The sequence below is a fragment of the Arthrobacter sp. PM3 genome (assembly GCF_003352915.1).
Lineage (GTDB): Bacteria > Actinomycetota > Actinomycetes > Actinomycetales > Micrococcaceae > Arthrobacter.
The window spans coordinates 3,411,058-3,432,477 of sequence record NZ_CP022314.1; the positions used below are offsets into that span (position 1 = coordinate 3,411,058).

Below are 21,420 nucleotides of genomic sequence, written 5' to 3' on the forward strand. Positions count from 1 at the left end.
TGTCGCACCTTCACGAACTCGCACGGTGCTCAATGCGAACCACGTCCCGGCTACCGCAGCTAGTCTACTTGGCGACCCATATTAGGCCGTCATGCTGGATGGGCGAGGAACGCGGCCCTTCTGTTGCAACAAAAGCGCCCCACGTCAGAAGAGATGGGGCGCCGTCTGTGACTAATGAATTGTGGTTATGAACCCAGCGAGAGGCTTACGCCCTTCTCCAGTTCTTCCCGCGTGTATTCAATGGTGCCGCGGTGCGAGACCTGGACGCTGAAGAATTTGGAGTCGGCCTTGATGTCCGAAACTGTAAATGGAAACTCACACCATCCACCCTTGTACTTCCCCTCACCCAGCTCCCCTTTACCCACCGTCTTTCCATCCGCCGTGATTACCACTTGGGCGCCAGTCGCTATGTCGGCATATCCCCGGTAGCCTTTGCATTCTCCACCGCCGGGCGCGTACTGGGTAACCCCGTCCATGCCGAGTGTCATTGTTCCCTTGGCGTCGAAGGAGCTCGGGCCGGCGCAGCCAGTCAGTGCGAGGATGGCAGCAGCAAGAAGTATTGCTTTTTTCAATGTGGTTTCTCCCCATTTGGTGTAAAGATCACGATGACTTTATAGGAGGCTGGGCCTAGAAGCCTTCTGTGACATGCCAGGGAGAAGGCTGAGTCGATCCTGATCCTCTCCTGACAGCGTAGGGTGCGACCCTGAAGGTACCAGCGTCATCCGCTCAGGCAACATAGGCCGTCGAAACCGAGGCAGCCTCCTACAGGGAAGGCCGCGCCCAGTTGGACGCGCAAATCCTCGATAGGGCAGGGTGCTGGTGTGGGGCCTGAATGCTTCCCGGGAAGCCGCCTAACCCGTCGCTATCAAGCTGCACGGCTCGACTACTACCTTTTGCGCCTTGCTCGCTTGTCTCTGAGCTTTCATTACAGCGCCTGCGGATGGTGACAATGTTTTCGAAGCTGTCTTGGCGGTCATGGGCGTAGGGCCGATGCAAGCAGTGAGGAGAACGTCGAGGTTGGCTTACTGATCGAAGAGATTGCAGATATCTACAGCGGTGGGAAGACTCCGCGCGGGAGTTAGCGACCGTCCGAGCCCCGCTCCTCCGACAGCGCCCGTTTCAGGCGGTGTTAGCGGCCATTGCAGCGCGGACCGGCACTTCGTTCATGCGCCCGCCGGACATGCCAACTGCCGTTGTCAGGTGCATCTACGTCCCTACAGCCCTTGCAAGCGAATGCATTGCTTCGTCATTGCCTGGTATGGGCTGAAGTGTTCGCTGCAGATGCTATGCGTCGCAGCAATCATGTGCTGCTGCGCTCCGTCAAATAGGGACTTTTGCAGCGCAATAGTGGGGACACTCGTGCTGGACGCCAGACCTGCCCGTGAGTCACAGTAGGGTCGTCATCGTGATGAATGAGGGTTTGGTCCAAACCAACGCTGCAAACTGGCTGTATCGAGCCATCGACGAGGTCGACGGCGATGTGCTCCTAGCCAGCCCCTATGTTTCCCCTGATGTGTGCAGGCGGTTGGCGGCAGCCGGTAAAGCGTCAGATTTTAGGTGGCATCTCTTCACATGCCTGGACCCGACCGCGGTTGCCAACGGCTATCTCTCTGTCGAAGGCTTGTTTGAACTGAAGCATAACGGTGTCAACGTCAGCCATGTTGACCGGCTGCATGCCAAGACGTTTATTGTTGGAAGCCGTGGCTTCCTCGGATCAGCCAACCTCACCGGTGCCGGGCTGGGCAGCTCGAAAGCTGCCAATTTCGAGCTAGGTGTTGAGCTGGGCGCTGCCCAGATAGACGGAGTCAGGGAAGCCATGAGTACTTGGCCCAGTCGAGAAGTTACGGCCAACGACTTGGAGAAGCTTCTTCTGCAAGCCCGTCAGCTAAGCGAAGCAAACTCGCCTGCTTCGGGCAGTTTGGACAAAGACTCTGCTCGGGCTCTTGTTGAGCAGTTGCTGGTTGATGCCCGTGATGAAACCCGGACCTTGTGGCTGAAATCCGAGTACGGTGAACCGGCACTGGACCAATGGCGCGGCGAGTGGTATTTCGGAAGCCCGGCTAAAGGCCGACCCAGCATCAGACCAAGAGACTTGGTCGTCATTTGCGCACAGACCCGGGACTGCTACGCCGTCGTGGAAGTGACGTCCGAGCCAATATTCCTCCCTGATGATTACTGTGCTGAAAGGGGCGAAGAGGCCGATCGTTGGCCATGGGTGAGTCGGACAATACCGCGCTTCGTGCCGGATGAATTGCTGGAGCTCAAGGCACATGAACTCGTTCGCAGCACGGGTGGGCTGCAGAATGGTCACATCAAGCTGAAGTTTGACCAGTTCACCTTCGGTGTTCGTTCCCTCGCCAGACTCGTGACGGATTAGGTTGGCAATCGGCTTCTGGTGATTCTGTGGCCGCGGGCAAAGTGTTGACTATGTCAACGCTTGGGGCTTCGGATCGGGAAGTAGTCGGGCAGGATGGTCCGTATCTCGTATGTTTTCGGGGCTCCCTAGTGTTTGCAGGCCAGGGAATGCCGTTCGAGTCCCACCTCGGGCACGGTGTTTCCGCAGGTCAGAGGCTTTTTGTCCTTTTGCTGTTGACAAAGCTTGACTTTCTGGTCGAGTCCGCGCCTGACGGCCCGAGCGGGTTCTGGCCGAGTCCGTGCCATCGGGCTCCGGGGGCGGTCGTCATGTCTCATCGCAATGGTCCTCAATCGCTCTCGTTCTCGGTTCTCGATGCGAAGACACCGGTCCGCGCCTTTGTGATCGGCACCGAGGGCAAAGATTCAGACCGCGAACTTGTGTTCTATCAACGGTCGCCCAAGCTTGGACTGCTGGGCTTTGGAATCAGCCTGAACCGCCCGGCGCTGCGGTTGCCTCCGATCTCGTCCCAGAAAATTGGCGCTCAGGGGAGCGAACATGATCACGTCGACCCCGGCAAGACAGATCAGAGATCCGATGACGTCCCAGCTGTCGGGGCGGAACCCGTCGAAGGCCATTCCCCACGCAAGGGATCCCGCGACGAAAACGCCGCCATACGCGGCCAGGATCCTGTCGAAGTGTGCGTCGGGCTGCAAGGTCGCAACGAAACCGTACAGGCCCAGGGCGATGATGCCGATCCCGGCTCACCACCAGGCACGGTCCTCCCGAACGGCCTGCGACACTATCTACGCGCCGCCTATCTCAGCGACAGCGGCCAGGATGAAGAGCAGAACAGACGTTGCAATGGTCATGATCCTCATCATGCCTGGGGTTTGCAGAGTCCACGAGGGCCCGAAACCTTGGAAGGGCGAGCGCTTTGCTGTGTCAGCGCCTACCGGCCCCGGCCTGAAAGGCATCTTTTAGCCTCAGCCTGCAGGATTGCCTGCGATGACGGTCACCATTGCTAGTCGTGGTTCCAGACTTTGATAGCGGAAAATACCAGCAGCAGGACGAGCAAGGGAATTAGGACGAGGCTGGGAACGATACCCAGCAGGACACCGCCGATCACGGTCCCCGTGATGGAGCCCAGTGTCATGGCGACGGAGCTCCCGGATGCTGTGCTTCGAACCGGTCGTCGTCGGCGCACGGGTGCGCTGCCTCTCGTTGCGGCCATGGGAAGCTCGGAATCGTCGACGTCCTTGTGCTGTTCGTGCAGCGGGACGTCGAATGGCCGCAGGTTAACTCCATGTCGGGAGCCTACTCTTCCCCTGTGATTCATCTGGCACAGAGAGACTACCCCTGCACCCCGGCCGCCGGGGTGGATGCCACGGGCGCTACCGAAGCGGAGGGTACATGAAACGCCATATCCGTGCCGTCCTGGCAGCCACTCTTGTTGCCGGCCTCAGCGCGTGCGGGGGAGGGACCCGGCAAGCCTTGTCGACCGAGTCTGCTGCCGCTACGTCAACGCCGACCCTGACGGCCATTGCGACCCCGTCGCCCAGCCCGACACCCACCCGAACGCACGCGTCCCGGCCGGTGCCCGACGTGACCGGGAAGACGTTCGCCGAGGCATACAAGATTCTTATGGATGCGGAATTCTACGGTTACGCCTACGACACGGACGGCTTGAAGTCGATCAACACGACCCCTGATAAGTCCCTTGTCGTCGTCTCCACCAGCCCGACCGCCGGCACCCTCACGAGCACCTTGGACATCCAGATCAACCTCGGCCGCACCGGGGAGAACGGAAAGGCCGCGGGCCCGTCCCGATCCCGGTACGAGATCGAATGTGCCCCCAACCTGGGCTTCGACGAGCCAGCCAAATTCCACTCACTCAAAGAGGTGTGGGCCAGCAAGAGCTATACCGGATCAGACAGCTGCATAGTCCTCTATGACGGCGAGTCAACCCTCGATAAGCCGCCGACACTGCCCGAAGAGCAGAAAATCGTGGATCTCGTGGCAGCAAACGGCGGCGGGGTGTTCGACGCACCGATCGAAACCTTCGATCACGTGCTGGGATTGTGCATCAAGCTGGATGCCGATTACACCGACGGGTCCTGGGACCGGGTGGATACGAAGAAGGCGGAGGCCAAAGCCGCCCTCGCGATGTGCCCGGACGCCCCGCACGCGGCCGTTCTGCGGGACGTCCAGGCCCTGATTACCGTCGGCCCGGGGGCGTACGACGTGGGGAAGTTCATGGAGCCGGGTACCTACCGGACCAAGCCCGGAGCGAAGGACTGCTATTGGGCGCGGACCACCGGCGGCGGGGACATCATCGCCAACAACTTCATCGGCTACGCTCCTGACGGGGTCACCGTCACCGTCTACGCCGGAGAAGGCTTCGAATCCCAGCGCTGCGGGTACTGGACGAAAATCGGCTGACCAACACCAAGGTGAGGGCCGCCAAAAATTGATAGATCGTCGCGGAGAGAGCCCGGTCTTTCCTCCGCGACGCACTCGGCACATATGGTTGGGGTTATCCGCACCCCGGCCACCACCGGAAACGGCATCTACGGCTTTTGGGTCGCGCCCCGGATCACCAAATGGAAGACAGAGAACGTCCGCTACGCATAGAGATACAAATACGAAAATGCCCCCTTGCCGCCATCAGCCGCGAGGGGGCTTCATTCGTACTGCCCGGGACGATGCAATACCCGCGCTATCTGCCTCTTGGACTAAGTCGCACGAGCCAGCACGTAAGGTCGGCGCTTGCCAGGAGGTTCACGATCAATTCCAGTATTTTCCGTGGTCGTTGGCCACACACAAGTATCCAGTCGCATTACATTCAGAGCACGGACTTGGCTCCCACATGCCCATGTTTCTAACTTCGCCGGCTCCGTCGCAGACAGAACATTCTTCAGTTTGCACGTAACACCGGGTGCAGGTTGGATTGCTCATATTGGGGGCTCACCTTCAGTATGGCTGCTAAGTCGCAGTGCATGATGACTCCCCATCGTTGCTAGGGGAGGGCTCCCCAGCCTGCCCCGGCAGATGCCTGCACGGTCAGGAACGGATGTTACCTTCGGGGGAGGTAAGAAGAACAGTCTCACTTTGGGCGGCTTCCCAATGTTCCTCAGCACTCTGCCGCACAGGTCCCCAGTGCTCCTTAGAGCCGGACCAACGGACAGACACGCGCCCGACTCAACTGTTAATCGCCCGGGCCTCAGGTTAGGCTCTGCCCATGAAACGAATTTTGGGGGCTGCCGGTGGTGTCCTGCTGGCCATTTCACTCAGCGGATGCGCCACGACTTCGGAACCGAGCGCACAAAGCCCATCTGCCTCACCTACGCCCACAAAATCCCAAATCGAACAAGCGCTTGATACCTGCAAGGTGAAGAGCGGCGAGTACGCCAGCATCGGTGATGGTGGATACACCATCACCATGCAGGGCGAGCCTAAGAACACTTATGTTGGATTACCGATAACGGATCTTGCCTGCATTCTGAAGGCGGTAAAGATCCCGGACAGTGTTGTGTCCGAGATTGACTCCACGCGAGCGCTTGACGGCACGCAGAAGGACTCCTGGGACAGGTTCCAGGCATCCTGGACTTATCATCCAGACAATGGCCTCAGGATCATCGTCACGGAGTCGAAGTCAGCTCTTCCCTGAGGGCGCTCAGCTAGACGATGTGTAGCTTTCGCGGGGAGAAGTCGACGTCCGAGCAGGTCGCCGCCGCCTTGAATGGGTGGGGCAAGGTAGGGTCAAGTCCATTTGCGTGGTGTAACGCGGTGGCTGCGTGATTCTTGGGTTGGTTAGGCGCTGAGCGCCAGGTCGGTGGCGGTGTCCTCCTTCGTGTCGGTGGCTTGGGATTGCTGGATGAGGTCGAGGCCGAGGTAGCGGCGGGACTCGGTCCATTCGTCGTGCTGCTCGGCCAGGACGGCACCGACGAGGCGGATCCCGACGACGTCGGTGCGCCGCCGAATTTCCTTGTCAGCCGTTCCTGGGGGTTGTCGGACCAGACCTGGCGCCAGAGGCCCTGGGGGAAGGCCGTGAAGGCCAGGATGTCCTCGCGCGCGGCCTCGAGGTGGTCCGCGGCCTTGGGAAGCTTCTCGGTCAGAGCGTCGAGCACGCGATCGAGCTGGGCATGCACGGAGCCTGCGTCGGGCTGGTCGTAGACCGAATGCAGCAGCGTCTTCGCCCACGGCCACGACGCCTTCGGGGTTGCGGACATCAGGTTCGCCGCATAGTGGGTGCGGCACCGCTGCCAGACGGCCCCGGGGATAGCTGCCCCGATCGCCGCAACCAGGCCGGTGTGGGCGTCGGAGGTCACCAGCTTCACCCCGTTCAGGCCGCGGGCAGTGAGGTCGCGGAAGAATCCCAGCCAGCCCGCGCCGTCCTCGGCCGAGGATGCCTGGATGCGCAGGACCTCGCGGTACCCGTCGGCACTGACGCCGGTGGCGATCATGGCGTGGATGTTGACCACCCGTCCGCCCACGCGGACCTTCAGGACCAGGGCACCGACGCCCGGGCCAGACCCACCACCGAGGGTTTGCCCGTCCTTACGGGGTCAGTCCACAGCCCGCCCATCCCTTTCGGCCTCATTGGCGCGCCGCCGCGTGGCATTGGTCGAACAGGGCATTGCCGAGGTCCGGGGTGATGAGTATGTCTTCGTCAAAGACCACCTGTTCAGCAGCCCCAGCACCGCGGGTGCCATCGTCATCGGCGGCAGCATCAACGGACGGATCACTTGGAAGGCCGGGGACGGGCGCAGCTTCCAGCAACTGGAGGACCAGTCGCTCGGCTCCGACACCTGACATCAGGAACGAAGGGTCTGGGCACGGTCTCGGGAGACAGCAGTGAGATAGATGGAGGAAGAATCTGGGCAAGAAAGAGGTGTTGACAGTGTCAACACTTTTGCCTTCGGACTGGGCCGTACAAGTGCCGGACTGGCTCGGATTCCACATAATTTCTAGAGTTTCCACTGTTTGCAGGGGCTGGAATGCAGTTCGAGTCCCACCTCGGGCACAGCAATCCCCCTCGTCAGAGGGGGTTTTTGCTTGAACGGGTGTTGACAATTGTTGACACGAGTCTCTGATGTGTGGTGCCGGCTTGTTGCCTGGCCGCCGGTTGGCCTGTTCGGTTGTGGGGGAGGGGGTTCAGGGTCGTGGCAGGTGGACCCTCCGCTGGCTCTCTACTAGGCCATGGATTCCTCTCTTTGGTTCGTCCGGTAGGTCGTGGTTGGCCTACACCTCTTCATAGATGGGAGGGCTTGGCGCGACATGACTTCGGGGCATGGCGCCGAAACCACCGGACGTCGGCGCGTTCTTGACGTGAGGAAGCCGGGTTAGGCGCTGCTTTGTCAGGCCAAAAGGGGTGTGTACTTGTGCACACTTAAGTCTGCTTTATTGGGACTATTGTCAATCATTGGCTTGTCCCTCCTTGGCCTGCATCTGCTCCTTCATTGCTTGGGAGTGGCCATTGCGACATGACAGCGACGCGCAAGCTCTCCACGGTCCAGGCTTCCTCGACCGCCGTGATCGGCGTCGCGTACCGGCTCGAAGAAGGCCGGGCACACCTCGTCACGGATCCAGCACTGCTCTAGTAATAGCACGCTCCCGGAATGCCGCAGTCGCCGGCTACATGAGCGATGCCGTCATTGAAATCGCCTTGGTGCCGGTCGCAGTTTCGTGGTAGTTCCGCCGAGCCGGGCAGACTTCCAAATCTTTCGACACCGCACTTCGGCAGGTTGTTTGGGTCGGTATCACGAGACGTAGTTCTCTCCTTTTTCGCCCAACCGCCCCACCGCTCAAACGATCGATCGCATTCACCCATCTACACCTGCACAACTATTGTGGGCGGGGTCTGATCGTCGCGGGTTTCCGAAAGGGCTGGGCCGACCGGGAAACGACCCGAAGGGTGGGCTCTTGAGGAACAATCCGGGCTCCGGTTGTTCCACGGGCGCAGGGGGCTGCGGCCGGCTACTGTGCCGCGATCACTCCGCTTCCTGGCCGAAGGAGAGGGCGAGTGTTCCGCTTCTTTTGAGCGCATCGATGACGACGGCGGGTTCGATGGATTGGGTGTACTTCACCCAGGGGGCGGATTTCAGGTAGTCGTATAGCGCTGCCCGGCTGGGGAACACGGCGTCGATCAGGAGTTGGAAGTCGCCGGCCAGGACGGCGGCGTATCGCACGGACGGGTCGTGCGTTAGTTCGGCACCGACGTGGTCCAGGTCCGGGAACGGTACTTTGACCCAGAGCAGCACTTCCACGGGCAGGCCCAGCAGTGCAGGTTCGAAGACGGCCCGGATGTAGAGCGATCCTTCGCTGCGGAGCTTTTCGACCCGCCGTTGCGCTGTCTGCACGGACAGGCCGGTGACCCGCGAGAGCTCTTCGAAGCTGACCCGCCCGTCGCGTTCGAGGGTCCGGAGTATTTGCCGGTCTTCCTTGCCGAGCTGGGGCGCCTGTCCCAGGTCGGTGGGGGCCTGGACGTAGGCGTCACCGCCAAGGGCTGCGACCTCATCAGGTGTGAGGACGCCGGGGTCCCATTGGTGCATGGTGCGGAAGTAGTTCAGTACCGGGTAGGTGGATGCGCTGCTGACCCCCGGGAGGCTACCAATATCCCTGATGAGCAGGTCCGAGAACGTGGAGACCGGGCTGGACATCTCCGCGGCGCAATCGGCCGAACCAGTGAGGAGGAAGGTGTAGAGCGTATCGGGCCGGCGTGCAAGGGCGGATGCGGCGATCCCGGCCGTTCCTGGGGTGCAGGTGGCCTTCAGCACGAACTGCTCGGTATGGCGGAAGCGCCGCGGATTGCTCAGGGCACGGATCCGAACCCTTCCCTGACGCAGGAGCTCCGGGCCGCGCCGTGCGACCGTTCGCTCAGGTTCCCCGAGTGTGGCGGCGATTTTCGCCCAGGACGCCCGGCCGTCGACCTGCAGCGCCGCGATGATCCGCCGGTCCAGGGGACTCGGCCCGACGACTGGGTTCTGCGCTGCCATGACAACCCCTCAACTCTCGGATTTATCGGCCATGAAGTTGGCTGATTCTTCCAACTGTACTGATTTCGTTGTCTGAAATCTTGATCCACAGCACAGTGGGTGTGAGAGATGTGATTCGCACTACAAGAACGATGATGAGGACTTCGATGGAAACAATCGCCCACACCAGGTACGGAGCGCTCAGGGGAGTGGCCAGCGGCGCCGGGACGGTCAGTTGGCGCGGCATACGGTACGCAGCACCCCCGACCGGTGAGCGCCGCTGGCGGGCCCCTGCCAGACCCGAGCACTGGGACGGCGCCATCGACGCTTCCTCCTTCGGTACCCGCGCACCCCAGGTCCTGACCCCGGAGCTGGTGCCGCCCGGGGGAGCCGAGCCCTCCGATGCTGATACACCGTTCGGTGAGGATTGCCTGTTCGTCAACGTCACGGCCCCTGTGAAGGCCGAGGGACCATCGCCGGTGCTGGTGTGGTTCCACGGCGGCGGATACATCTGGGGATCGGGCGCGAACTACATCGGCGACGGCGTGGCCTTGGCACAGGATGGGATCATCGTCGTCACTGTCAATTACCGTCTCGGTGCGCTGGGATTCCTGCGCCTTGACCACCTGCTGGGCCCGCAGTACGCTCCCGCGGTCAACGCCGGCCTGCTGGATCAAATCGCGGCCCTGCGCTGGGTCCGGGAGAACATCGCAGCCTTCGGCGGGGACCCGGACAGGGTGACCATCGCCGGGGTCTCCGCGGGCGGCAAGAGCGTCGCCAACCTCATGGCCGCACCGGAAACGCAGGGGACCTTCCAGCGGGCCATCGTCCAAAGCGGCGGCGATCACGTCAACACCCTGGAAGGCGCAGCCGAGCTCACCAGCACGCTCCTGGCCGTGTTGGGACTGGACGCCGAGGACGCGGCACAGTTGCTGAGCGTCCCTGCCGACGTCCTGCTCCAGGCCCAGCAGCAGATCGCCACCGGGGTCCGCGCAACCTGGCTCTGGCGGCCCACGGTCGACGGAACGGTGCTGCCAACGACGCCGACGGCGGCCTTGGCCTCAGGCCGGGCCGCGGGCATCAGCATGATGGCCGGGGTCACCCGGAACGAAGCCGGAAGCTATGACGTCGCCGACCCTTCGGCCGCGGACCAAACCCCCCGGGTCCTCCAGGAAATCTTCGGAATCCGCGGTGCCGCCGTCCACTTCATCTACCAGGCGTCCCGCCCGGAAGCTGACCAGCGGACCGTGCACCGGGCCATCATGGCCGATGAACGCTACGGAATCCCCACCATCGGACTGCTCGATGCCCAAACCAGTCACGGCCCGTGCTGGCGCTACCGCTTCGATGCCCCCACCCCGGGAGCGCCCCAGGACAAGTGGGGTTTCCACGGCGCCGACGTCCCTTATGTCTGGGACATCGGTCTGGACCACGCCGACAGTGAACTCCGTTCCCTTTCCGCCGGGATGCGGGCCTCCTGGGCCGCGTTCATCCATGGCGGAAAACCCGACGCACCTGGGCTGCCCTACTGGCCCGAGTACGACACGTCAGAACGAACAACCATGATCCTCGACCGGCAATCCACGGTCGAAACGGACCCCCACAGCGCTGAACGACAAGCCTGGTCGGGCATGCAGTGGACCCCCGGCACCTGGTGGGACCTTCCCTGACCAGGCCCGGCAGCTCCACCCCTTCAGGCCACAACGTGAAATGAGCCCCCAATGACTTCCTCCACCATCCCGCAATCGGGCATCGTCAACGAAGACCTGCCCCGGGCCCTGTACCGCAAGATCGCCTGGCGCCTGCTGCCCATCGCATCGATCTGCTACGCGGTAGCCATCATCGACCGCGTCAATATCGGCTTCGCCAAACTCCAAATGAGCGCCGACATCGGCCTCTCCGCCGCCGCCTACGGCCTGGGCGCCGGGATCTTCTTCCTCGCCTATGTCCTCTTCGAAGTCCCCAGCAACATGATCCTGGAACGCATCGGTGCGAAAATCTGGATCGCCCGCATCATGATCACCTGGGGTGCTGTGACCATCCTGACCGGCTTCGTCCAGAACACCGAACAGTTCTACGGCGCCCGCATCCTGCTGGGCATCGCCGAGGCCGGCTTTTACCCCGGCATGGTCTACTTCCTGGCCCAATGGTTCCCCCGTAAACGACTCGCCCAGGCACTTGCGCTGCTGGTCGTCGCCGGGCCTATGGGAAGCATCTTCGTCGGCCCCCTGTCCGGCTGGATCATGACCAGCTTCGCCGGCACCGCCGACATGGCCGGCTGGCAGTGGCTGTTCATCATCCAGGGCGCCCCCGCCATCATCATGGGTGTGGTCTTCTACTTCGTTGTCTCCAGCACCCCCAAAGACGCCCGCTGGCTCACCGACACTGAAAAGTCCGTCCTGTTCCGGTCCCTTACCACCGCAGACAAAGCAGAACCGGCCTTCAAGCGGTTCAAGCAGGCCGCCACCAACAAGCGTGTCTGGATCCTGGGATTCATCCTCGCGGCAAACTACATCGGCATCTACGCCGTGATCTTCTGGATTCCCAGCATCCTCAAATCCACCGGCGTCACCGACGTGGCCGCCGTCGGAATACTCTCCTCCATCCCCTGGGTCGCCGCCGTCGCCGCGACCATCCTTGTGGGCATCTACTGCGACAAGTCCCAAGCCCACCGCCGGATCCTGGTGATCGGCATGGTCATCGCCGCGGCCGGGCTGGTCATCAGCGTCTCCACCGGCAACCAGACCGTCGCGACCTTGACCGGAATCTCCATGGCGGCTGCGTTCTTCACCGCCACAGGACCGATCATTTGGGCCATCACCAACCTCCAGCTCAACGGCATGGCCGCCGCGGCCGCCGGCATTGCACTGATCAACACGGTCGGATCAATCGGTTCCTTCCTCGGCCCCTACGTCATGGGCCTTGGCCAGGACTGGACCGGCAACACCGTCGCCCCGCTGCTCGTCATTGCGGGGGTCGCCGTCATCGGAGCCATCGTTGCGCTGACGCTCAAGGCCCCAGCCGCGACGCCGGCCGCTGCCGGGAACCTGGAGCCCGGCACGGTACCGCTTGAACCGACCGCCGGCAGTAAGCAATGAACCTCGAAGTGACGGTCCGTGCGGTGATGGCCGCTTACAACTACGGCGACGCGGAACCCCTGATCAGCACCTTCGCCCCGGACGTTGAATACACGATCGTTGATCTCGGCAAAACCTACAAGGGCTTGGGCGCCGTCACCGCCCTCGCAAACGACGGCGCCGGTGTCACCCGGTTCCACCTCAAAGAGGTCATCGTCAACGGCCCCCTCGTCACCTACACGTACGACCACGAGAACCCGCTGGCCGGCATCAGCTATCACGGCCCGGGCCTGGCCGTCCAACGCTATAACGACCACGGCCAACTCACTGCTCACTGGGCCTACCGGGCCTGACCGCACCACGTTTGAAGGACATTCATGAACGAGACACCCTCCACGAGCAGGACCGGGCCCCTGGCCGGCTACCTGGTCGTTGACCTCAGCCGTGCCCTTGCCGGCCCCCATGCCGGCATGATGTTCGCCGACCTCGGCGCACGCGTCATCAAAGTCGAAACCCCCGTCACCGGCGATGATACCCGCAGTTGGGGGCCACCTTTCGTTGGCCCCGTAGATGACCCGCAGGCCACCTATTTCCTTTCCTGCAACCGCAACAAGGAATCCATCACCCTGGATCTGAAAAGCGAGGACGGCCGCACCGTGCTGCGCGAACTGCTGGAACGCGCCGATGTGGTCATCGAAAACTTCCGCCCGGGGGTCCTTGACCGGCTGGGCTTCCCGCCGGCGACCATGCACGCCCTGAACCCGGCACTGGTCGTCCTGTCCATCACCGGTTTCGGCCACGACGGACCCGAAGCCCACCGCAGCGGCTACGACCAGATTCTGCAGGGCGAGGCCGGACTCATGTCCCTCACCGGAGCCGGACCCGATGACCCCCAGCGGGTCGGGGTGCCCATCGCAGACCTGCTCGCCGGCATCTACGGCGCTTTCGGCACCGTCGCTGCGTTGCTGCAACGCGGGAAGACCGGTCAGGGCCAGACCGTCCGCACGTCACTGCTGGCAGCCTTGGTCGGGGTCCATGCCTTCCAGGGAACACGGGCCACCGTCGCCGGCGAAACCCCGCAAGCCCAAGGCAACCACCACCCCTCCATTGCCCCCTACGGGCTCTTCCGCTGCCACGGCGGACATGTCCAAATCAGCGTGGGAAGCCAGAAACTCTGGCAGGCCTTCGCCACCACCTTCGGCATCGACCCGGACCGGACCGGCTTTGCCAGCAACGCCGACCGGGTCAGGAACCGGGCCGAACTCACCGCCGTAATTGAGCAGGCGTTCGCTGACTACGAACCCGTAGTCTTGCTGTCGACGTTGAACGCTGCCGGGATCCCGGCAGGGAAGGTCAGGAACCTCACGGAGGTCTATGAATGGGACCAGCTCGCATCCCAGGGCCTGCTCATCAACGTGGACCATGACATCCTCGGTAGCATCTCCCTTCCCGGCCCGCCCTTGCGGTTCTTCACCGGAAACGGTGACGAGGAAACCACCCCAACGATGCATACAGCCCCGCCGCTGCTGAACCAGCACACCACCAGCATCAGGGAATGGCTCGGACTCCCGGACAACGAACCGGTGATGTCCGCGGGGGAACGCTAAAGCCATGGCAGTTGATCAACAAACCCGGCGCCTGAACGCCTCTGAACTCATCAACTGCATCATTGAGCCCGGCAGCTACCGAAGCTGGGACCAGCCCGTGACCGATCCCCCGTGTGGAGCCGACTACGCGAATGACCTGTCAGCGGCCCGGGCTAGAACCGGCGTCGACGAATCAGTCCTGACCGGAGAAGGAACCATCCAGGGCCGGCGCGTGGCCCTGATCGTCAGCGAATTCCGTTTCCTGGGCGGATCGATCGGCCTGGCCGCAGCGGCACGGATCGTTACTGCCGTCGAACGCGCCACCCGGGAAGGACTGCCGCTGCTGGCCGCTCCAGCCTCCGGCGGCACACGAATGCAGGAAGGCACCATCGCGTTCATCGCCATGGTCAGGATCAGCACCGCCGTCCGCGCCCACCGCCAGGCCGGTCTGCCCTATATTGTTTATCTGCGCCACCCCACCACCGGTGGAGTGATGGCTTCCTGGGGTTCCCTGGGTCACCTCACCCTCGCAGAACCTTCAGCGATGCTCGGCTTCCTCGGCCCCCGGGTCTACGAAGCCCTCCACAACGCCCCTTTCCCCGAGAACGTCCAGGTCGCCGAAAACCTTCTCACCCACGGACTCATCGACGCCGTGGTCCCTCCCGAGCACGTCGCTGACACTGTCGCGAAGGCATTGGCTACCATGCTCGCCAAGCCTCGTCCGGCACTCCCTGAACCGGAGACCCTCCAGGTCCAGCCCTCCCGGGCCGGGGCATGGGAATCGGTCACAATCTCCCGCAATCCGGCACGGCCCGGCCTGCGGGAGCTGCTTGCCCACGCCGCGACGGACGTGCTCCCACTGCACGGCACCGGGCAAGGGGAAAAAGACTCCGGGCTCCTGCTGGCCCTGGCACGCTTCGGGCAAGCCGGGTGTGTCGTGATCGGCCACACCAGGCCAACCACAAACGATGAGCCAGCCATGGGACCAGCTGCACTCCGGGAGGGCCGCCGCGGAATGCACCTGGCAGAAGAACTCGGGCTTCCCGTGCTGACGGTGATTGATACCGCCGGGGCGGCCCTCTCGAAGGAAGCCGAAGAAGGCGGCCTGGCCGGGGAGATCGCCCACTCCATCTATGACCTGGTGGGGCTGAAGACGCCAAGCGTTTCGGTGCTCTTGGGGCAGGGCGCCGGGGGAGGAGCCTTGGCGCTGTTGCCGGCTGACCGGACCATCGCTGCCCACCACGCGTGGCTCTCACCGCTGCCCCCCGAAGGTGCCTCGGCCATTCTGTACCGCACCACCGGGCAGGCACCTGCCGTAGCCCAAGCGCAACAGGTCAACGTCGCGGCCCTCCACCAATGGGGCATCGTCGATCATCTCGTGGGCGAACGCCCGGACGCTGCGCTCGAGAGCGCAGCGTTTTGCCGGCGCCTCGGCACGGCCATTGAGTATGAGTTGTCCGGCCTGGCTTTGAAACCATCCCAGGATTTTCCCGCCCGACGCATTCGCAGATTCCTTGCGCTGGATGCCTTGAATCCGGCGCTTTGAGTGCCGGTCGCTGAGGTGGCGATGCCGGGCCTCGGGGACCATTCGGTTCCCGAGGCCCGGCAACGTGTGCACACTTGGTTGACCCGTCCTGACGGGTTTGTTCGAAGGGTGGTTTTAGCTGTGAGAGGCGGTGCTGAGGGCTTCACCAGCGGGTGGGCCAATTCTGACGCGTGGGTCGAATGCTATGGCTCCGGGTTCGACGGCAATGAGCCCGCCGTCCACTGGGATCGTGGCCGCGTTGATGTATGAGGCCTGGCTGGAGAGCAGCCAGGCGATGGCATTGGCGACTTCGGTGGATGTCGCAGGGCGTCGGCTGGGGACGAAGGCGGTGGCAAGGCTGTACGCTTCTTCGCGGTCCACACCGATTTGCTCAGCGAACTCGCCCATTTCCATGTCTGCCATCTCGGTCCGTGTCCAGCCTGGGCAGACCGCGTTCGCCCGGATACCGAGGGGACCGTAATCGACGGCGACCGACTGCATCAACATGGCAAGACCTGCCTTGGTGGCGTCGTATCCGGCGATCCCGGCCGTAGCACGAAGCGCCGCTGCCGAAGCCACACCCACGATGGCGCCTTCAGACTTAACCAGGTGGGGCAGGGCGGCCCGGACTAGGAAGAACGGACCGGTCAGATTAGTCCTGACCATGGCATCCCAGTCCTCGGTGGAAAGATCCCCGGCACTTCCGGGACGCACAATTCCGGCGTTCAGGACCAAACCGTTAAGGCCTCCAAACTGTTCCACGGTTTCTGCCACAAGCCGCTCCATGTCCTCCGCGGAGGCGACATCGGCGACAACGGGGTGGGCTCCGGTTGCATCGGCGACCCCGGCCAGGACGTCTTGGCGGCGGCCGCAGACAACTACTTCCCAGCCTTGGTCTCGCAGCACTGCTGCTGAGGCGGCCCCAATTCCTGTGCCACCGCCGGTAACGATAGCGACGTTGCCGGTCATGCGGTCCTCCCGACGGTGGCTCGTGGCTGTTCTTCCAGGCGTTCGTGGAGGAACACTGTTTCGCCTTCAAAGACGGTACGAAGTACCTGCGTGGCACCTATTTCATCGGCGTCTACAGCGAAAATATCGCGGTCAAGGACGATGAAGTCAGCAGATTTTCCGGTCTCCAGTGAGCCGCGGTGCTTTTCCTGGTTGACTGCGCGGGCGCCGCTGATGGTCATGGCTTCGATTGCGGTGTCCAGGTCGATGGATTCTGAGCCGTGTTGGAGCATGCCTTGGAGCGCGGGGAAAAGGTTCGGGTCCGGTGTGATGATCCAATCGGAGCCTACGGTCATGTGGGCTTGGTGTTTGAGGACGCTGTTGAAGTGGTAGTAGTCCATCAGGCCGTATTCGGGGACGTGCCAGATTGCGGGGGACATTTCGGCGACGACATTGTTCTTTTCCAGCCGGCCGTAGTCGTTGGCTTCGATGAAGCCGGCGTGGGCGATTTCATGCCGTGGTCCTTCGGGTCCGTTGGTCTGGCGGACCGAGGCGATCGTATCCAGTGCGCGTCTGGTGGAGCCCTCTCCTGCGCAGTGGATTTTTACCGTCAGCCCAGCGGCATCGAACTCTGTCAGCCGGGTGAGGAACTCCTCTTGTGGGACCAAGATGCTTGACTCGTCCACGGTTCCGTCCTCCGTGAGGTCGGCTTGGGTGAAGTGTGGTGGCAGGGGTGCGCCGTCGAGCCATACCTTGATGAAGTTTGTGTCGACGTGTTTGGTTGCCCACTCCGCTCGGTTTTGGATCATGGATTCCAAGTCTTCGAGTTTGGCCATGCCGAATCCTTCGTCTCTCCAGACAAGGTGGGCCGCGATGTGGATATTCAGTGCTCCGGCGGTGTCGAGGTCCTTGAATGCTTTGAGTGCCTGTGGGGAGGCTGATGCCTCCTGAACCGAGGTGATCCCGTATTTGTGGCACACGGAAACGGCCCACGCGATGGCCTCGGCGTTGATGGCGGTAGTGTAGTCGGGGATTGAGCGGAGAACGGGCCAACGTGCGTGCTCGACCATCTCGCCGGTAAGTGATCCCGTGGCTTCATCGCGGATGTAGCGTCCGCCCGGAGGGTCAACGACGTCGTCAGTGATCCCGGCCAGTTCCAGTGCCTTGGAGTTGGCCAGTCCGTGGTGGATTGTGTAGTCGTAGAGGAAGACCGGCTGGTCGGGGAACGCTTCATCCAGAAAATCCTTATTCACCCCTTCCGGCCCGAAGTCGGGTGGAAAGAAATCTCCGCCCAGGACCCAGGTGTTCCCTGCACCATCGCCGGGTCCGCTGCAGTTGCACGACTTGATGTCCTCGATGGCTTGCTGTTGCCCCCCGCCGGGGCTGAGATGCGGTTCGAATTTGAATTTTAGCCCGCTGAAAAGCAGGTGCAGATGGGCGTCATGGATTCCAGGCATGACCATCCGGCCCTCGAGGTCAACAAGATGAGCGTCTTTGCTCATTCGCTGGCGGACATCGTCATCTGTTCCTATTGCTGTTATCACTCCGGTCTGGACCAGGATCGCTTCAGCCCAGGGCTGTTTGGAATTGACTGTGTAGATCTTTCCGTTCACATATGCGGTATCCAAGGATGGTTCCTTCCTTTCATCTGCGGGTCCCCGAGGAACGCGCAAGGGCATACCAAATGGTGCTGGGGGGCGTCGGCGTGCCATATCACCGATGTAGTCGGGGCCGTAGTTTGAGAAATACGTGCGCTGCTGCCTGTCGTTTCTGATGTCGGGCAGGTCTAGAGCTACAGGGCCTCTTTGGCGTAGTCGATGTTTCGTTTGGTCCTGCCGAATACCAGGCCGGCAAGCATTAGGACGGGGATGAGGATGAGGAGCCATTTTGCTGCGGCGTTGTCAGGTCCGATGAGTGCGTCATAGTTCTCGATCGTCACGTACCCGATGTACGAAAGGATCAGCGTGGATAGTGTTGGAGCGATTTTGGTCGCCCAGAGGTTGGAGTTGTCTTTGGTGCGGACGAAGAAAACGACAATGGCTACGGAGGTCACGATGAGGATTGTGATGAATGCTGCGGTGGCCAGGGCGCTGAACCAGGCGAACACGACGGTGATGGGGTCGGCGCCGAAGAGCAGGAAGGCGACAACGACGATGCCTACTGCGATGCCGTTGGTCAGGGCTGCGGGGGCGGGGCTTCCGGCCTTAGTGACTGCGGCGAGTCCGGTGGGCAGGACACCGGCGCGGCTCAGGGCGAATAGGTAACGGGCGAACATGTTCATCAGGCCCAGCAGCATGGCCAGGTAGCTGGTGACGACCAGGACCTGCATGGCCATGCTCAGGGCGTCGCCGCCGCTGGCGCTGGCCAGGTTGAAGATGAATCCCGCTGGGTCTTCCGTTGCTGTCTGCTGGATGTTATCGACGCCGATGGCGCCTCCGATAACCCAAATGGAGAGGGTGTAGAAGATGCCAACGAAGGCGATGACGGCGTAAAGGGCCCGCGGAATGGTTTTCCGGGGGTTGACTGCTTCTTCGGAAAACACGACCGTAGCTTCGAAGCTGGTGAAGCACAGGAACGCGAACAGCAAAGCGATGCCCAGGCCCGGGCTGAAGAGGTTTTCTGCGGTGAAACCGGAGACCGAGAAGACTTCAGGGCCTTTGCTGGCCACGAGTGCGATGACCAGGGCTGCGACAACGAGGGTTTCGCCGATGATGAGGACGGCCAGAAGCCGGATGCTTGCATCGATGCCTCGCATCGTCAATGCCGTGGTGATAACGAGCAGCACGATGATCCACACGACGGGGGGAACAGCGAGCCCCGTGAGGCTCTCAAGCAGCTGCCCGGCGAACACGCCGAACTGTGACCAGAGCCCTACCTGCAGGCTCAGGTACATCAGCACCGCGAGCCCGGCACCTGCTGTGGCCCAGGGCGTGCCGAGGCCTTTGGCGATGTAGGCCACGAAGCCGCCGGCGTTGATGACGAATCGGCTCATCCGCAGGTATCCGACGGAGAACAGCGCGATGAGCAGAGCCGCGATGGCGTAAATGAGTGGGGCGGCGCCTCCTACCGAGGCGAAGACAACCGGCGCAGTTCCGACCACGGCCGCCATCGGCGCCGCGGCGGCGATGACGAAGAAGGCGATGGCGAAGACGCCGAGTTTATTGGTGCGAAGGTGACCTGGTTGCGGTGCAGGAGTGTTGGACGGCATCGTTGCCGGCAACTCGCTGACGTTATCAATCATGGGTTTTCTCTTTCACAAAATGGGCGGCCGTAGCCGTGGCAGGGGTTCCTCAGACGAGGAGCCGGGCCTGGAGTTTTTGGCTGAGTGCCGGGGTGACGCCGAGGCCGTCTTCGAGATAGGAACGGCGTGTTTCCCAGGTTTTTTCGACGCTGCGCCAAGCGGCTTCGAGGTAGCTGGGTCGGGCTTCCAGCAGGGGTGTGATGATGGTGCGCAGGTTCTTGTCAATGGGTGGGACATCACCTGCGGTGGTGCGGAGAAGGTACTGGTTTTCCGGCAAGGAGCTCTGGGTGTAGTCATCTCGGATTACGGATTCGGGTACACCCAGTGCGGTCAGGAGCACGGCTATGGCCCAGCCGGTCCTGTCTTTGCCTGCCGAGCAGTGGACGACCACCGGCAGGTCGCCGGTGGCCAGGGAGTTGAGGAAGGTGGCGAATACTGAGGGGTTGCCAGCGATGTCATTCGCGTAGAGGCGGTGCATTGCCTCTTCGGCTGCTTCGGCGGTGAGAGTGTCGGCGAGTTCGTCGAGCCGGCCTTCCCGGACCGCCGACCAGAGAACGGCATCCCTGCCGTCCTTGGATTGAAGGGGCGTCTGGACGCCCTTCCACGCAGGAACACTGCGGTCTTCGGCGTGCGATTCCCACGGGTTACGCAGATCAATGAAGTGCAGGCCCGCAGACCGCAGCAGCTCACGGTCCTGGCTCGTCGCGGCACCGAAATGTCCGCTCCTGTACACAAGTCCTTCAGCGAGACGGGATCCTCCGCGGACGTGCAGACCACCGATGCTCCGGAAGTTCCGGACGCTCTGCAGGGTCAAGTGTGCACCCGACCCAGCTGTGACCTGTTTCATACAGCAAAGCTAAACCCTGAATGTGTCGTTCGGCAATAGAACATGTTAAATCGATGTTAAGCGACTAGTGCAAAGTTTGTGCATACTGTTCAATGTTTCTTGGGGATGCGGCGGGTGCGCCAAGGTTCCATCAAAGTCTGCACAGACTGTTCACTTTTCGGATTAGGTGTGCAATGATGTGAAGCAGATCACCTCATTACCCAAACTAAGGACAACAATGAGCGCCGCTGACAAGCCCCTTTCACTCCGGGAACGGAACCGCATGCGAACTCGCGGTGACATCCTGGACACCGCCGCGGAGCTCCTGGGCTCCGAGGGATACGGCGCTACCGCTTTGGAAGTCCTCAGCCAGAGGGCGGGCATTTCGCGGGGCACCATTTACGCCCACTTCCCAGGCGGGCGGGATGAGATTGTCCGGGAGGTCTATCTGCGGATCGCTGATGGCGTCTATGTGCGGGGTATCAGCCTGCGCGATGCCCTCACCGATCCCGGCGAGAGGATCACCGCGTTGGCCTTCGCCTTGGTGGAGGCAACGAAGGAACCTGCAGGTCGTTTCTACGGGGTCATGGGGCCGGACCTGGTCTCGGCCCTCTCAGGTGTACTGGGTTCAACGTCGCGTTCCTTTGAGGATCTGATTGCACAGGATTTGAAGCACGCGCAAGAGGAAGGCACCTTGCCGCAGGACGCGCCGACCGGGGCCCTGGCCGCCGCGATTACCGGGGCAATCCGTGCCGCCGGGGCGAGTGCAGCCGGCAAACCAGAGAACGCCGAGCAGGCTGTCGAGGCTGTCCGGCTACTCATTGATGGGCTTCTCGTACGAGCTACTGTCTGACCCGCCACGGGTCGAAAACACCAACGGAGGAACT

Annotated in this window: 17 protein-coding genes and 2 pseudogenes; 10 read left to right on the forward strand and 9 right to left on the reverse strand. The window is 62.3% G+C overall.

The features are described 5' to 3' along the window. Positions 1 to 185: 185 nt before the first annotated feature. On the reverse strand, positions 186 to 572 hold the full coding sequence (locus tag CFN17_RS15535) for a hypothetical protein (protein ID WP_208748643.1): 387 nt from the start codon (positions 570 to 572) through the stop codon (positions 186 to 188). Positions 573 to 1,420: 848 nt separating this feature from the next. On the opposite strand from CFN17_RS15535, the gene CFN17_RS15540 reads away from it, so the two are divergent. Next, on the forward strand, positions 1,421 to 2,377 hold the full coding sequence (locus CFN17_RS15540; RefSeq protein WP_222612638.1) for a hypothetical protein: 957 nt from the start codon (positions 1,421 to 1,423) through the stop codon (positions 2,375 to 2,377). 518 nt (positions 2,378 to 2,895) lie between these two features. Here CFN17_RS15540 and CFN17_RS15545 read toward each other — a convergent pair. Together CFN17_RS15545 and CFN17_RS20000 are read right to left on the reverse strand one after the other, a co-directional pair. Next, positions 2,896 to 3,225: pseudogene (locus CFN17_RS15545) on the reverse strand (YnfA family protein); the annotation flags it as partial. A gap of 152 nt (positions 3,226 to 3,377) precedes the next feature. Next, entirely contained in the window at positions 3,378 to 3,509 is a 132-nt protein-coding gene (locus CFN17_RS20000; protein WP_261792219.1) for a hypothetical protein, read from the reverse strand. Positions 3,510 to 3,958: 449 nt separating this feature from the next. Between CFN17_RS20000 and CFN17_RS15550 the strand changes: the two genes are divergently transcribed. Beyond that, a complete protein-coding gene (locus CFN17_RS15550; RefSeq protein WP_208748645.1) occupies positions 3,959 to 4,795 on the forward strand; it encodes a hypothetical protein in 837 nt (278 codons plus the stop codon). Positions 4,796 to 5,594: 799 nt separating this feature from the next. Next, the gene (locus tag CFN17_RS15555) at positions 5,595 to 6,023 is read left to right on the forward strand and encodes a hypothetical protein (protein ID WP_208748646.1); all 429 of its coding nucleotides are present in this window, start codon (positions 5,595 to 5,597) and stop codon (positions 6,021 to 6,023) included. Positions 6,024 to 6,166: 143 nt separating this feature from the next. Here CFN17_RS15555 and CFN17_RS15560 read toward each other — a convergent pair. Further along, positions 6,167 to 6,870 (reverse strand): annotated as a pseudogene (locus tag CFN17_RS15560) (IS256 family transposase); the annotation flags it as partial. A gap of 100 nt (positions 6,871 to 6,970) precedes the next feature. Here CFN17_RS15560 and CFN17_RS15565 point away from each other — a divergent pair. Further along, positions 6,971 to 7,168: a DUF4357 domain-containing protein gene (locus CFN17_RS15565; protein ID WP_208748647.1), complete on the forward strand. Its 198-nt coding sequence runs from the start codon at positions 6,971 to 6,973 to the stop codon at positions 7,166 to 7,168. Between the two features lie 1,178 nt (positions 7,169 to 8,346). On the opposite strand, the gene CFN17_RS15570 is transcribed toward CFN17_RS15565, so the two are convergent. Then, positions 8,347 to 9,351 carry an Lrp/AsnC family transcriptional regulator gene (locus CFN17_RS15570; RefSeq protein WP_208748648.1) on the reverse strand — a complete coding sequence of 335 codons (1,005 nt, stop codon included), beginning with the start codon at positions 9,349 to 9,351 and terminating at the stop codon, positions 8,347 to 8,349. A gap of 146 nt (positions 9,352 to 9,497) precedes the next feature. Between CFN17_RS15570 and CFN17_RS15575 the strand changes: the two genes are divergently transcribed. The 5 genes from CFN17_RS15575 to CFN17_RS15595 are packed head-to-tail and all read left to right on the forward strand — an operon-like array spanning position 9,498 to position 15,539. Then, complete coding sequence (locus CFN17_RS15575) at positions 9,498 to 11,000, forward strand: carboxylesterase/lipase family protein (protein WP_208748649.1); 1,503 nt, start codon at positions 9,498 to 9,500, stop codon at positions 10,998 to 11,000. A gap of 51 nt (positions 11,001 to 11,051) precedes the next feature. After that, complete coding sequence (locus tag CFN17_RS15580; RefSeq protein ID WP_208748650.1) at positions 11,052 to 12,428, forward strand: MFS transporter; 1,377 nt, start codon at positions 11,052 to 11,054, stop codon at positions 12,426 to 12,428. Next, positions 12,425 to 12,760 (forward strand): nuclear transport factor 2 family protein, encoded by a 336-nt coding sequence (locus CFN17_RS15585; RefSeq protein ID WP_208748651.1) that lies wholly within the window; start codon positions 12,425 to 12,427, stop codon positions 12,758 to 12,760. Before CFN17_RS15580 ends, CFN17_RS15585 begins: the two co-directional genes overlap by 4 nt. 24 nt (positions 12,761 to 12,784) lie before the next feature. Then, the gene (locus CFN17_RS15590) at positions 12,785 to 14,014 is read left to right on the forward strand and encodes a CaiB/BaiF CoA-transferase family protein (RefSeq protein WP_208748652.1); all 1,230 of its coding nucleotides are present in this window, start codon (positions 12,785 to 12,787) and stop codon (positions 14,012 to 14,014) included. A gap of 4 nt (positions 14,015 to 14,018) precedes the next feature. After that, the gene (locus CFN17_RS15595; protein WP_208748653.1) at positions 14,019 to 15,539 is read left to right on the forward strand and encodes a carboxyl transferase domain-containing protein; all 1,521 of its coding nucleotides are present in this window, start codon (positions 14,019 to 14,021) and stop codon (positions 15,537 to 15,539) included. 114 nt (positions 15,540 to 15,653) lie between these two features. Here the strand turns inward: CFN17_RS15595 and CFN17_RS15600 are convergent, their stop codons facing one another. From CFN17_RS15600 to CFN17_RS15615, 4 genes are all read right to left on the reverse strand, one after another. Further along, complete coding sequence (locus CFN17_RS15600; RefSeq protein WP_208748654.1) at positions 15,654 to 16,487, reverse strand: SDR family NAD(P)-dependent oxidoreductase; 834 nt, start codon at positions 16,485 to 16,487, stop codon at positions 15,654 to 15,656. Next, positions 16,484 to 18,094: an amidohydrolase gene (locus tag CFN17_RS15605; RefSeq protein WP_222612639.1), complete on the reverse strand. Its 1,611-nt coding sequence runs from the start codon at positions 18,092 to 18,094 to the stop codon at positions 16,484 to 16,486. Before CFN17_RS15605 ends, CFN17_RS15600 begins: the two co-directional genes overlap by 4 nt. Before the next feature lie 164 nt (positions 18,095 to 18,258). Then, the gene (locus CFN17_RS15610; protein ID WP_208748656.1) at positions 18,259 to 19,707 is read right to left on the reverse strand and encodes an APC family permease; all 1,449 of its coding nucleotides are present in this window, start codon (positions 19,705 to 19,707) and stop codon (positions 18,259 to 18,261) included. A gap of 49 nt (positions 19,708 to 19,756) precedes the next feature. Continuing rightward, positions 19,757 to 20,554 (reverse strand): tyrosine-protein phosphatase, encoded by a 798-nt coding sequence (locus CFN17_RS15615; RefSeq protein WP_261792220.1) that lies wholly within the window; start codon positions 20,552 to 20,554, stop codon positions 19,757 to 19,759. A gap of 217 nt (positions 20,555 to 20,771) precedes the next feature. On the opposite strand from CFN17_RS15615, the gene CFN17_RS15620 reads away from it, so the two are divergent. Continuing rightward, complete coding sequence (locus CFN17_RS15620; RefSeq protein WP_208748658.1) at positions 20,772 to 21,386, forward strand: TetR/AcrR family transcriptional regulator; 615 nt, start codon at positions 20,772 to 20,774, stop codon at positions 21,384 to 21,386. Positions 21,387 to 21,420: the final 34 nt, after the last annotated feature.

Excerpts from the sequence above, each read along its gene's own strand:
- CFN17_RS15590 (WP_208748652.1), top strand. The coding sequence starts at position 12,785 with ATGAACGAGACACCCTCCACGAGCAGGACCGGGCCCCTGGCCGGCTAC.
- CFN17_RS20000 (WP_261792219.1), bottom strand. The coding sequence starts at position 3,509 with ATGACACTGGGCTCCATCACGGGGACCGTGATCGGCGGTGTCCTGCTG.
- CFN17_RS15555 (WP_208748646.1), top strand. The coding sequence starts at position 5,595 with ATGAAACGAATTTTGGGGGCTGCCGGTGGTGTCCTGCTGGCCATTTCA.
- CFN17_RS15570 (WP_208748648.1), bottom strand. The coding sequence starts at position 9,351 with ATGGCAGCGCAGAACCCAGTCGTCGGGCCGAGTCCCCTGGACCGGCGG.
- CFN17_RS15585 (WP_208748651.1), top strand. The coding sequence starts at position 12,425 with ATGAACCTCGAAGTGACGGTCCGTGCGGTGATGGCCGCTTACAACTAC.
- CFN17_RS15575 (WP_208748649.1), top strand. The coding sequence starts at position 9,498 with ATGGAAACAATCGCCCACACCAGGTACGGAGCGCTCAGGGGAGTGGCC.
- CFN17_RS15620 (WP_208748658.1), top strand. The coding sequence starts at position 20,772 with ATGAGCGCCGCTGACAAGCCCCTTTCACTCCGGGAACGGAACCGCATG.
- CFN17_RS15615 (WP_261792220.1), bottom strand. The coding sequence starts at position 20,554 with ATGAAACAGGTCACAGCTGGGTCGGGTGCACACTTGACCCTGCAGAGC.
- CFN17_RS15595 (WP_208748653.1), top strand. The coding sequence starts at position 14,019 with ATGGCAGTTGATCAACAAACCCGGCGCCTGAACGCCTCTGAACTCATC.
- CFN17_RS15580 (WP_208748650.1), top strand. The coding sequence starts at position 11,052 with ATGACTTCCTCCACCATCCCGCAATCGGGCATCGTCAACGAAGACCTG.
- CFN17_RS15600 (WP_208748654.1), bottom strand. The coding sequence starts at position 16,487 with ATGACCGGCAACGTCGCTATCGTTACCGGCGGTGGCACAGGAATTGGG.
- CFN17_RS15610 (WP_208748656.1), bottom strand. The coding sequence starts at position 19,707 with ATGATTGATAACGTCAGCGAGTTGCCGGCAACGATGCCGTCCAACACT.